The organism is Marinitoga arctica, from assembly GCF_054657315.1.
Map to the genome: position 1 here is coordinate 20204 of NZ_BAAHYY010000025.1, position 12428 is coordinate 32631.

General features: G+C 25.7%; 16 protein-coding genes and 2 pseudogenes. 3 read left to right on the top strand and 15 right to left on the bottom strand.

Going from position 1 to position 12428, the window contains the following annotated elements; genetic code table 11:
• Positions 1-2: 2 nt before the first annotated feature.
• The 13 genes from ACYQ44_RS07640 to ACYQ44_RS07700 all read right to left on the bottom strand — a co-directional run bounded on the left by ACYQ44_RS07640 (position 3) and on the right by ACYQ44_RS07700 (position 9926).
• Positions 3-1589, bottom strand: a complete 1587-nt coding sequence (locus tag ACYQ44_RS07640; protein ID WP_459996400.1) for a glycoside hydrolase family 57 protein — start codon at positions 1587-1589, stop codon at positions 3-5.
• A complete protein-coding gene (locus ACYQ44_RS07645) occupies positions 1586-2383 on the bottom strand; it encodes a DUF4912 domain-containing protein (RefSeq protein ID WP_459996401.1) in 798 nt (265 codons plus the stop codon). The genes ACYQ44_RS07640 and ACYQ44_RS07645 overlap by 4 nt, the downstream gene beginning before the upstream one ends.
• 138 nt (positions 2384-2521) lie before the next feature.
• Positions 2522-3025 (bottom strand): ComF family protein, encoded by a 504-nt coding sequence (locus ACYQ44_RS07650; protein ID WP_459996402.1) that lies wholly within the window; start codon positions 3023-3025, stop codon positions 2522-2524.
• 100 nt (positions 3026-3125) lie between these two features.
• Positions 3126-4400 carry a HEAT repeat domain-containing protein gene (locus ACYQ44_RS07655; RefSeq protein ID WP_459996403.1) on the bottom strand — a complete coding sequence of 425 codons (1275 nt, stop codon included), beginning with the start codon at positions 4398-4400 and terminating at the stop codon, positions 3126-3128.
• A 1-nt stretch (position 4401) separates the two neighbouring features.
• Positions 4402-4839, bottom strand: coding sequence for a hypothetical protein (locus ACYQ44_RS07660; protein ID WP_459996404.1), 438 nt, complete (start codon positions 4837-4839; stop codon positions 4402-4404).
• Positions 4836-5378 (bottom strand): hypothetical protein, encoded by a 543-nt coding sequence (locus ACYQ44_RS07665; RefSeq protein ID WP_459996405.1) that lies wholly within the window; start codon positions 5376-5378, stop codon positions 4836-4838. Before ACYQ44_RS07665 ends, ACYQ44_RS07660 begins: the two co-directional genes overlap by 4 nt.
• Positions 5378-5620 (bottom strand): DNA-directed RNA polymerase subunit omega, encoded by a 243-nt coding sequence (locus ACYQ44_RS07670; protein ID WP_459996406.1) that lies wholly within the window; start codon positions 5618-5620, stop codon positions 5378-5380. Before ACYQ44_RS07670 ends, ACYQ44_RS07665 begins: the two co-directional genes overlap by 1 nt.
• A 2-nt stretch (positions 5621-5622) precedes the next feature.
• Positions 5623-6246, bottom strand: a complete 624-nt coding sequence (gene gmk, locus ACYQ44_RS07675; protein ID WP_459996407.1) for a guanylate kinase — start codon at positions 6244-6246, stop codon at positions 5623-5625.
• Positions 6243-6536: a DUF370 domain-containing protein gene (locus tag ACYQ44_RS07680; RefSeq protein ID WP_459996408.1), complete on the bottom strand. Its 294-nt coding sequence runs from the start codon at positions 6534-6536 to the stop codon at positions 6243-6245. Before ACYQ44_RS07680 ends, gmk begins: the two co-directional genes overlap by 4 nt.
• Positions 6537-6567: 31 nt before the next feature.
• Positions 6568-7443 (bottom strand): YicC/YloC family endoribonuclease, encoded by an 876-nt coding sequence (locus tag ACYQ44_RS07685; RefSeq protein WP_459996409.1) that lies wholly within the window; start codon positions 7441-7443, stop codon positions 6568-6570.
• A gap of 58 nt (positions 7444-7501) precedes the next feature.
• Positions 7502-8728: a sensor histidine kinase gene (locus ACYQ44_RS07690; RefSeq protein ID WP_459996410.1), complete on the bottom strand. Its 1227-nt coding sequence runs from the start codon at positions 8726-8728 to the stop codon at positions 7502-7504.
• Positions 8729-8804: 76 nt separating this feature from the next.
• On the bottom strand, positions 8805-9467 hold the full coding sequence (locus ACYQ44_RS07695) for a response regulator transcription factor (RefSeq protein ID WP_459996411.1): 663 nt from the start codon (positions 9465-9467) through the stop codon (positions 8805-8807).
• A 9-nt stretch (positions 9468-9476) separates the two neighbouring features.
• Entirely contained in the window at positions 9477-9926 is a 450-nt protein-coding gene (locus ACYQ44_RS07700; protein WP_459996412.1) for a hypothetical protein, read from the bottom strand.
• A 159-nt stretch (positions 9927-10085) separates the two neighbouring features.
• Here ACYQ44_RS07700 and hslV point away from each other — a divergent pair, with 159 nt between their 5' ends.
• The 3 genes from hslV to ispE are packed head-to-tail and all read left to right on the top strand — an operon-like array spanning position 10086 to position 11961.
• Positions 10086-10619, top strand: coding sequence for an ATP-dependent protease subunit HslV (hslV, locus tag ACYQ44_RS07705; RefSeq protein ID WP_459996413.1), 534 nt, complete (start codon positions 10086-10088; stop codon positions 10617-10619).
• The gene (locus ACYQ44_RS07710) at positions 10616-11200 is read left to right on the top strand and encodes an NUDIX domain-containing protein (protein WP_459996414.1); all 585 of its coding nucleotides are present in this window, start codon (positions 10616-10618) and stop codon (positions 11198-11200) included. Before hslV ends, ACYQ44_RS07710 begins: the two co-directional genes overlap by 4 nt.
• Positions 11200-11961, top strand: coding sequence for a 4-(cytidine 5'-diphospho)-2-C-methyl-D-erythritol kinase (gene ispE / locus ACYQ44_RS07715; protein WP_459996415.1), 762 nt, complete (start codon positions 11200-11202; stop codon positions 11959-11961). The genes ACYQ44_RS07710 and ispE overlap by 1 nt, the downstream gene beginning before the upstream one ends.
• A gap of 40 nt (positions 11962-12001) precedes the next feature.
• Here ispE and ACYQ44_RS07720 read toward each other — a convergent pair.
• Positions 12002-12213, bottom strand: a pseudogene (locus tag ACYQ44_RS07720) (transposase); the annotation flags it as partial.
• A gap of 4 nt (positions 12214-12217) precedes the next feature.
• Positions 12218-12428 (bottom strand): annotated as a pseudogene (locus tag ACYQ44_RS07725) (transposase); the annotation flags it as partial.

Sequence of the window (12428 nt, forward strand, 5' to 3'; positions counted from 1 at the left end):
GATTACATAATATCATTATAATCAATGTTTTCAAAAATTTTATCCACCCACATATAATATTTTAACTTATTTTTTTCAATTTTTCCACTCTTAAGCATTGCATTAAGTTCAAAAAAACGTTTCACATGTGTTTTTATTCTGTTAACGGCATACTCAACTGTAGTACCTGAACTTATTATAAATGGCCAATCGCTTGACTGAGCTAGCATTAATTCTTTTATCATTAATCCGATAATATCTTTTTCTTCTTTTTTCCATTTTTGATTGAGTCTCTTTTTTAATATATATATCATTTCATATATTGCCGGATATATCCAATCGTTGTTCCCATTTATCCATTCTTCAAAATATCCATTAATCCCCCATGATGACTTAGAAGGTGTAACATATTGCACTTTATCTAACTCCATTAATATTTCTTCAGCTTTTTTCATATGCAAATCATCTATATTATACAACTTTTCTATTACTTTTTCTAAAAACATTATTCCTTCATACCACCAATGTCCAAAAAATTCTGTATCAAATGCGTATACCATAGTTGGTTCTAAGTCTGGATATTCAGAATTTATTTTTTTTAATTGATTCATACGTTTCTCAATAAAATCTTCAACATCTTCTTTAATAGCTATATACGCTTCATCTATATCATATAATGCTTTGTCATACAATTCTTTATCTTTACCTGTAATTTTATGATATTTTATACCTGTGTTACACCTAACTCCGCTTTTATCTATATATTCCTTTATATATTCATATTCTCTATCAAATCCTATATCTCTGTAAAATTCCCTATATCTAGGATCATTTAAATAACCAGATTCTGTATCAAATATTTCAATATTGTTTTCTTTATCTCTCGCAAAAACATATACATTCGAATTTGTAATTATAGGATTATATACATTATATATAGGATATGGGTCACCATATATCAGTCCTTCTTTTTCAACAAAAAAATATTTTATGCCATACTCTTTCAAATACTCTTCTAATCCTTCATAATAACCCATTTCTGGAAGCCAAAAACCTTTAGGGTAATTACCAAATGCTTTTTTAAATGTTTCTAATCCATATTTAATTTGCATTTTAACTATTTCTGGATATTCAGAATACAAAGGTAAAACAGAATGTGTGGCAGAAGTGGTTATTAATTCGAGATTTCCTTTATCGCTAAATTCCTTAAATGCTTTTAATATGTTTTTATCATATTCTTTTTCATAAATTCGTTTTATTTCTTTAAAGTTATTATAATAATAATCTGCCATTTTATGTTTAACTAATTCCTCATCTTTTGTCCTCTCATACTCCTTTTCAGATAATTCTATTATTTTTCTCAAATATCTTATATATTTTTCTTGTAAATCTATACTACTTAGCATTTCAATTAATGTTGGAGAAAAACTCATTACTAATTTAAAATCTATACCTTTTTTCTCTAATTTTTTAAACATTCTGACGAGAGGAACATAAGTTTCTGTTATAGCCTCGAATAGCCATCTTTCCTCCATAAACTCTTCATAATCCGGATGTCTAACATATGGCAAATGAGAATGTAAAACAATTAAAATTTTACCTTTATTCATTTTTTTATCCCCCTATTTAAAAAATACAAATTCCATACAAAAGAACCTCCACCTGAAATTGGGGGTTTCCCACTTAGTTGGGGTAATGACATATTTCCATTAGCTACACTTGATATTTTTTCAACTATCTTCATTTCTACCTTTTTCCTGATTTTTTTCTTTTTATTTGTTTTGGGATTGTATAATATAATATTTTCTGAATTTTTTATATTTTGAGAAGGCATTTTTAGTCTATTACTTCTAATCAATGGAATAAAGTCTCTTTTGCTATTTAAATATCCTATTTCACCAACATATTCTGCAGAATTGTTAGGAACAAAGAAATAATAACCTTTATAATGTCTCAAATCTGTTGTCGATTCATATATTCTATTAACCTCATCAATAGAAAAATCTTTATTTGTTACATCATAAAATCTCATTATCATCTTCATACTTTCTGGAATTTTTTCTATTTTCAATATTATTTCTTTTGAAAAATTCCAAAAAGCATATATCCAATTAGAGTTAACACTAGTAATAATAAGAAAATTTTCTTCAACATAAACTTGATTTTCATCAATTAACTTAATTCCATGAAGGTTATAACTTTGAAAAGAATTTTTGTTTGAGGTATCTGTTATTAATCCCTCTTCTTTTAACTGAATCAATTTGTTTTTTATAACTTTAATAATATCTTTTTTTCTCATTGATCTTTTTAATTTTATACCCATATTTTTAGCAATATTTCTTAGTTCTTGAATACTTGGTTCTTCATTCTCCAATAAACTACTGAGCTTTTTATCTATTATCATAATTCAACCCCCATTATATTATTCAACATAATAAATTCTATCATATATTTTTATTTAGCATATAATAGGAAAAATTAAATTTTTATATTTAATTACAAATAATAGAAAATAATAACTAAATTTTAATACTATTAAAGATTATTTGTTTTTTACATTTTTGCAAAGTATTATTGGAAAAGTTACAGTATCAATAACTTTTATAGCTTCTTCTATAGTAGCTCCCGTAGTGTAAACATCATCTATTAATATATAAATTTTATTTTTATCCCCTTTAAAAATAAATTTGTTCTTTATTTGATTTTTTCTCTCAATATAATTTTTTGCATTAATTTGAGATTTTTTATATCCTTTCTGTATTTTCAAATTATTATTCAATTTAAATCCTGTTAATTTAGAAAATTCTTTAGCAATTAGATAAACAGGATTATATCCTCTCTCTTTTAAATGCTTTTTTATTGAAGGTATATATAATATTTCTGGAAATTCTTTGAAATTTATTTGATAATATTTATATGTTTTATATATTAACTTAGAGAAAATTTTCGCAATATTGTTGTTTTGTTTAAATTTATATTCTTTAATTAAGGTAGAAAGTGGTTCTTCATAAAAACCAGAAAAATAAATATTATAATCGTTTTTCATAACAATATTAGGTTGGAAGAGCGAGTCCTCACAAGACTCGCAAATCAATTTATTAAAGCTTATTTTTTTATTACATATTTTACATTTATTAGGAAAGATCTCATTCAAGAACACTTGGAACAACCTCAGGATTTAATTTTAATAATGTAGTGAGCGCAATTAATTTTAAATTTCCATTTTCATTTTCATCTTTTAATATGTTGTACGGTACTTCCCAAAATCCATTTGCTTTTAGAGTTTTTAATACAATTAATGCATTTTTTCTTAAATTTGAAGGATAAACTTTATTTTCAGCTATTTTAGTCACTTCCATTAAAAATTGTTCTGCCTTTAATTTTTTTATAATTTGCAATGCATAATTTTTTCTTTTTATTGATAATGAATTCAAAAACTCCTGTACTTTTTCTAAAAGTGCATAATCAAGAAAATGCAATAAATAAGAAACTGGTCCAGATAACAATTCATCTTCTACAACATCCAATAAACTCCTTGCATATTCAACATAATTCATGTCATCTTTTTCTATTGCTAATTTAAACCCATAGTTTTTTATTTTTGGAATATCAGAATCTATTAATTTTTCTACAAGCCAATCTTGTATAATTTCATTTCCACAAATTTTCTTTCCTTTATTAGCTAATTCAAATAATATTTCTATATCATCTTCATCATCTATATTTTTTGTAAAAAATGATTTTGAAATTTCACATGGTAACCCAGATATGTATTTTATTAATAACATTTTAATTGATTTATCTGCATTTCTATAAATTTCATTGAATGTATTATAAACAGTTACAGAATCATTTGATTCAAAGTAACGCTTTAACATAAGTTTTTTTAAAGATAATGGAACTTTTTCTGATAACACTACATCACTTATATTTTGTGATACATCTAATAAAATTTTAATTTGAGGATTTGGATCATCTTTAAATTTATCTCTAATTTTTTCCAAATCTTCTGGATAAAACTCTATAAAGGAATTTACTAATTGAAATCGTACTTTGAAATCTGGATCTCTAGTTAATGGATATAAAGGTTCAAATTCTTCACAACCTAAGGAAAGATAAAGTTTTACCGCTTCTTTTCTTATCAACGGAGATATATCATTGAATAATTCTTTCAATATTTCACAATCTAATTTTCCTAATTTCTCAAGATATTTTAATGCAGATATTCTTACATTAGGACTATTATCCTTCAGCATTTCATGCATATGTGTAATTTCTATTTTTTGTTTTGATAATTCCTGGATAGATTTTGCCTTTACAGTTGAAACTTTAGATTCTAATAATTCTAGATATACTCTCATATTATCATGTCTTATCTTTTCTTGTAAAATTTTATATGCTTCTATTATTGGATTTGCCATTTTACCACTCCTCAGAATATATATTTAAATTGTAATTTTCAAATTGAAATTCTAATGTATTATCTATTTTATTTATATCAATTATTTTACCTGTATATAAATATTCATATGTTTTTTTATTATATTTATCTATAAAGACCATTCTTAAATAATTTAAATATTTTTCTAATTGCAATTTTTCCCCATTTTTACGCTCAAACTCAAAATATTTTTTATATCCTGCATCAGTAAAATGTGCAGTTTCCACTTTTATATCATCTCTAAAAAAACGAAATAAATTAATTATTGAATTTTCTATGTTTATCCTATTGAATTCTTCTTTTAAAATTTCATCAAATACAGCAATTGTCCTTGCGAAAATCGCAAGGACAATTATTGATAATATTGACAATATTAATATAGAAAACATTGTTTCTAATAATATAAAACCCTTTTTCACCCTATTGGCTCCGAGAAATAAATTGAAAAATCTTTTCTGCCATTTATAAATCTAAATTCTAGCTTTAAATCATCAATAAAATCTTCAGGTGGAGGAACAATGTAATTTAACTTAAAAAACATATAATCTGTTAGATTGGTGGAATATTCTTTTTGAGACAATGGATATCCAAAACCTATTTTAAGTAACAAATTCTCAATATTTAATTTTAAACCAGAATACATTAAAAATATGCTCCTATTACGAGTAGCATCTTCGGTTATTCTGTCATTAAACCACGCAATTCCAAAATCTATATTACTATTTTCATTAATTTTTAAAATTGATGTACTTACATCTAAAATTGTAATAAATGAAAAATCCGGAGTACTTACATATGTTATATCGCTTGAAAACTCAAAATTATTTTGTTCAAGTCCTAATTTTAAAGCCATATTCCAATTATTTTCTCCTGTCAAAAAAGACATACCTATATCAAATTTTATAGTAAAGGCTGTTATATTAAAAATAATCATTAATAATAGTAGGATTTTTTTCACTATTTCACCTCAGGTTTAAATTCCTCTAATTTATCTTTATTTTTTAATCTAACATGACCTTTTTCAATTTCTTTAAAAGCTATTGTAACAAGGTTATTATCTGATGTTTTTACAAGGGGTTTTGATGTTGCATCAAAACCTTCTTCTTTTAGTATCTGAACTCTTTTAGCAACCATAACAGGAATAACATATTTAAATCCTACTTTTTTCATAATTTCATCATAATTAAAGTCCATTGACATATTCATTCCTCCTCAATTTTAAAAAATGAGTATTTACCAAGATGTTCTGTAACTCTTTCAGTTTTTATCTGTTCTGCTATAAAAATAGAGAGCAATTGATTAATTGCTTCATTTAAATCCTCATTTACTATTAAATAATCAAATTCATTTATTTTGGATAATTCCCATTTTGCATCAAGCAATCTTCTTTTAAGATCCCTTTCTTTTTCAGTACCTCTATTCATTAAACGTTTTTTTAATTCTGAATATGATGGTGGGGCAATAAATATTAATACAGAATTTTTACGCATTTGTCTTACAACATTTAAAGCTCCTTGCACATCAATATCTAAAACAATATTTATACCCTCATTCATCTTTTTTTCAATAAATACTTTTGAGGTACCATATTTGTGACCATGTACTTCAGCATATTCTAGAAATTCGTTGTTTTCAACCATTTTATTGAATGTTTTCTCATCGATAAAAAAATAATCTCTTCCATCTATTTCTCCAGGTCTTGGAGGTCTAGTGGTATATGAAACAGAAAACATAAAACCTTCTAATTTAGACATTGCATTTTTTATAATAGAAGATTTACCAACACCACTTGGACCACTAACAACATATAAGATCCCTTTTGTCATCTAGAATATACCTCTTTCCTAATTTTTTCTAATGCACTTTCAACATCATAAAAGTTTTGCATAAATCTGCCGCTAATTGTTTCAGGTTGAATTGCGCTTAATATAATATGATTACTATCTGTAATTATAATAGCTCTTGTTTTTCTTCCATATGTTGCATCAATTAATTTTCCTTCTTCTTTCGCTATATCTTTTAATCTTTTTAATGGTGAAGATTCAGGGTTAACTATAGCAATTACTCTATCGCCAATTACAACATTACCAAAACCAATATTTATTAATCCGTACACAACTTACACCTCCGATATAAGTATAGATATGTTAATGAATATTTTGGACCTGTTCTTTTATCTTATTTACATACAACCTTCCATCAATAGATAATGCAGTAATTTCTTTTAATTTTGATTTCGAAGCAATAGTATTAAATTCTCTATGCATTTCTTGAGATAAAAAATCTAAATTCTGTCCAATTGATTCTTGGCTAGACTCCAAAACTTCCTTAAATTTTTTCACGTGCATTTTTAATCTATCTATTTCTTCTGTAATATCGCCTCTTTCTAATATTAAGGCTATTTCATACTCTAATCTTTCTCTATTATAATCTATTTCTAAATCTAGATCTTTTAGAGACTCTTTTAATTTATCCTTATAATATTCCTTCATTTTAGAAGTGTTTTTTTCTATTTCTAAAGTAGTATTTTCAATCTTATTTACATATCCCAATAATACATCTTTTATCTTTTCACCTTCGGATCTCTGTGTTCCAATAACTTTTTCAATCGCTTTAAGAAGAGCTTGTTCGAGTCCCTTCCAGATTAATTCAAGATCCTTTTCATCTATAGAATATCGCATTATTTCTTTAAATTTTACAAGTAATTCTAGATCTGGCAAATCATTTAAATGGAGAAAACTTGCAAGTTCATTTAATGCATCAAAATATGACTTTGCAAGTGCTTTATCTATTTTTATTATATCTTTAGGCTGTAATAATCTAATATCAATATATATATTTAATGAACCTCGTTTAAAATACCTTTTTATTACATCATTTACTTTTAATTCTAAAGATGAATAAATCCATGGCAAATTTGTTTTTATATTTAAATGTTTACCATTTAATGATTTTATTTCTACAGTATAACTATAATTACCAATATTTTCCTCTATTCTTCCATAACCTGTCATACTTCGCATATTTTCACCTCTTCTTATTATAACATTATACACCATTTTATTTAAAAAATCAAAATTTTTAAGAAAATTTAATTTTAAACGTACTTCCTTTACCTTCATCGCTTATAACTTCTATTTTCACACCTATTTTTTCACTTATTCTTTTTGCAATAGATAATCCTAAACCATATCCTTTTACAGATCGAGATTTATCAGATTTATAAAATCTCTCAAATATTTTTGGTATTTCATTTTTTTCTATACCTGGTCCTTTATCTGTGATTTCTATTGAGTTATCTATAATTTTAATAAAAATTTCATTTTCATTATTTAATTTAGTATATTTAATAGCATTTTCAATGATAACTTTAAGCAAAATACTTAAATAGTCTTTATTTGTTTTAATATATAAATCCGTTAAATCTGTTATTATTTTTATTTCATTATTATATATACTTAGTATTTTTTCTACCACTTCTTTTACGTTAATTTTTTCAAATTTGATTTCTTCATCTGTTTTGGTTAACAACAAAAGATTTTCTATCATTTCTTTTAAATAATTAGAAGATTCTTTTATATTATTTAATGATTCAGAGAACACCTTTTCATCATCTTTACCCCATCTTTCTATTAATTTTATATATCCCACTATAGATGTAAGCGGTGTTCTTAGCTCATGAGAAACATCCGATACAAATTGTTTTTGTAATTCATATCCCTTATCTATTTTTTCCAACATTGAGTTTATATTTTCAATCAAATTATGAAATTCTACGAATTCCTGTTCTGGAATTCTTTTATTAAGATTTTCAACATTTATCTCTGATATTTCTTTTGATATATCTAATAATGGTTTTAAAGAATGTTTTGCAAAATAATACGAAACTAAGATTGAAATCAAAACGCTTATAAGACTTAGTTTTAGAGCTAATGAATTAAAAGTATTTATAACTGCAGTATATTCAAGGGAAGGGCCACCTATTATCAAAGTTGAGTCTTTAAATATTTTTGTTTTAACAAAAATATAATATATTCCATCTTTTTGATATGCTGCATAACTTTTATTTAAATTATATATTTTTTCATCTACAATGCCGTATGGGTCATTTAAAATTATTCCATCAAGTATAACAACCCTATTAGATATAATACTTTTTTTTAATTGATCTGTATCATTTAGTACATCTCCCATCATTCTACTCATAACTCTTCCCATGAAAGGATTGGGTTCTGTTGATCTTTCTATTTGTTGTTTTAATATACCAGCATAAGATTTTATTGACATTATTTCAACGAAGTATCTCATTGAAAAAATAACTGCCAATAATATAATGATTATTATACTTGTATAAATTATGGTTAAATTCACAACAACACTTTTTTTATTCTTCCTTAAAAACGTATCCAACACCCCTAACTGTTTTAATTTTTTTTCCAGTATTCCCTAATTTTTTTCTTAAATAATTTATATATACTTCCACTAAATTAATATTTTCTGGATCATCATATCCCCAAATTTCTTCAAGTAATTTTTCTTTTGATATAACTGTATTTTTGTTAATTAGCAAATATTTTAATAAATTAAATTCTGTGAGAGTAAGATTTATCTCTTTACCATTAACTTTAACTTCCATTTTTTCAGAATCAAGAGTAATTCCAGAAACTTCAATAACATCATTTTTCCCTAATCTTCTCAATAAAGATTCTATTCTTGCAATTAATTCTTCTATTTCAAAAGGCTTCACAACATAATCATCAGCTCCAAGTTTTAACCCTTCCACTCGCGAAGAAAGATCACTTCGTGCTGTAAGCATTATAATTCCAACATTATGATCATAATTTCTAATGGAATCAGCAACTTCCATTCCATCCATTTCTGGTAACATTAAATCTAAAATTATTATATCCGGTTTAAATTCTTCATATTTTTCTAATCCCTCTTTACCATCATTTGCAACCTCAACTTGAAAGCCTTCATGTTTTAATTCTAATTCTAATAACCTTGAAATACTTTTATCATCCTCAACTACAAGTATTTTAAACACAAGACCACCTCAATATGTAAAACCTATATATAATTCTTTTAATGTTGTTTCTATAAGGATATATCCACCTAAATTTTCTAAAAAGAATTTTATTCCATATTTTGTAGAAAAATCAAGATTAGAAGATACCGGTTGTTCAATCACTATAGAAGCCTCTCTTTTTCCAAAGGTTGTCATAAGAGAAAATTTAGTTTGATAATCTATTGTATCTATTAAAGTACTAAAATCAAAAGTTCCTTTTAAATCGTATAAATAATATTTAATAAAAGGAAAAGAAAAACCTGAATCAAATCCATATTTTAAACTAGATACATCTTGAAAGGATAATATACCATCAAACCTTCCAGTAACATCATTTAATGTTGGAATAACAACGTCCAAAGAAAATACAGATTTTGCTGCAGTAGATATATTTAACATAAACACCACCATTACTAAAATTAAAAATATCTTTTTCATCTTTTTACCCCCTTATGTTATAATAATGTATATATAAAATTATAGTATATTTGCTTTACGAAAGCATAAATTCTTTAAATTGATATATATTAATTCATTAACAAAGCTATATTATATTATACATCAAAATACTTAAAATCTGCTTAAGAGGTGATAAAAATGGAATTTAGAGGGACAACTATTGTTGGAGTAAGAAAAAATGGAAAAACTGTAATTGCTGGAGATGGGCAAATCACATTGGGAAATACTATATTTAAAGGTACAGCTAGAAAAGTTAGACGCCTTGGAGAAGGTAAAGTTATTGCAGGTTTTGCAGGATCAGTAGCAGACGCATTAGCTCTTTTTGAACGATTTGAAACAAAATACAGAGCTAATGCAGGAAACTTATTAAAAGCTGCTGTTGAACTATCAAAAGATTGGAGAACGGATAAAGTTTTAAGAAAATTAGAAGCTATGTTATTGGTAGGAGATAAAGATTATTTATTATTAATTTCTGGAAATGGTGAGGTTATTGAACCAGAGGAAAATGTTATGGCAATAGGTTCAGGAGGTCCATATGCTTTAGCTGCTGCAAAGGCATTATTGCAAAACACAGATTTAGATGCAAAAGATGTTGCTGAAAAAGCATTGAAAATAGCTGGAGAAATTTGCATATATACCAATCAAAATATTACTGTGGAGGTTATTGAATGAATGAAAAAGTTTGGGTAATTGACAATGAAGTATTGGATGGTATAAATTTTTATAATGGATTTACTATAGTTGAACAAAATATTTTAGAAAAAATATTTAAAAATGGCTATTTTATCGATAGAGCTTTAGCGGAAAACGATGAATCAAAAAAGCAAATTATTCCATATGTGGTCATAAAAAACAAAAAAAATGAAATTTTAGTCGTTCAAAGAACAAAAAAACAAACTGAAAAGAGATTGCACAACTTATATAGTGTTGGAATAGGAGGACATATCAACCCAATAGATGAAAATGAAAATCCGGAATTAACATTTTATAATGGATTAAATAGGGAATTGAATGAAGAATTAGAAGTTAAAGATTTAAAATCTTTAGAATATGTCGGTCTTATTTTAGATGATTCTACGGAAGTTTCAAGAGTTCATCTTGGTGTTTTATTTATTGCATATGTTTCAAATGCTGATATTAAAGAAAAAGAAAATTTCAAAGAACTCTGGTTAAACGAATCTAAGTTTAAAGAATTCAATGGAGAATTCGAGGGTTGGTCAAAAATAGCATTAAGAGCCTTAGAGGTGATTTAATGCTATTAAAAGCTTATGCAAAGGTTAATCTTTTTTTAGATGTTTTAGAAAAACGATCTGATAATTATCATAATATTCTAACACTTTTCCAAAGTATTCCTTTATATGATGAAATAGATATTGAATTTTCTGAAAAAGAAATATTTACTTCAACCCCTGAATTAAATTTTCCTTGGAATACTAATTTGATAAAAAAAGCTATAGATACATTTAAAAACTTGACGGGATATAGTTTTAATTTAAAAATAAACTTAAACAAAAAATTACCAGAAGGTGGAGGTATTGGTGGTGGAAGTGCTGATGCTGCCGCTATTTTAAAATTTTTAAAAGAAAAATATAACATTTTAGATAATGATATTATTGAAATCGGGGCAAAGGTTGGTGGAGATGTTCCGTTTTTAATTTTTGGTGGTACTGCTATTGCTGAAGGAATTGGAGATAAATTAACTTTTTTAGAACCTCTAAAATTAAATTTTGAATTTAATTTTCCTGGTATTCATATATCTACTCCAGAAATGTATAATGAAATAGATAAAAATTGGAGTAAATTAAAAAAATTTGGCGATCCAATAAAGTTATACGAAGGATTAAAAGAAAGAGATTATATAAAAGCGAAAGAAAATGCATTTAATATCTTTGAACAGGTGGTTTTTTCAAAATATCCCGAATTAAAAAGAATTAAAGAAAATATGGCTAAAAACTCTATTATTTCTTTAATGAGTGGATCTGGTAGCACTATATTTTCAATACAAAATATATAAGAAAACTCATAAGAAGGGGTATATTTTATGAAATACCCCTTTTGTTTTTTGTTATTTTTCTAAATTGACGATGTACATTTTCTATAGGATTTGTGGTATATATCAGCTTCCTAATAGGTTCTGAATATTTAAAGTAAGCGAGTTTCCAGTTATTTTTCCATATTTGTACTACTAAGGGGTGTGTTTCACCCCATTTTTTTCAAATTCTACAAGTGCTGTCTCAGCAGCTTTAAGACTTGGAGCTTGATATATTCAAATCTTCAATAGCTGAAATATGTCTTTGTCTCTTCTTAACAATTTGTGGTTCAAATTCTCCATTTCTATCTCTTGGAACAGTTAATTCCATTTCTCCATTCTTAGTTATTACCGTTTTCTTTGAATAGCCATTTCGATAATTATCATTATCATCATTTTTTCTTAAATATTTTTCATATCCTAATTCATAATCCATTTCTGCTTTTAACATT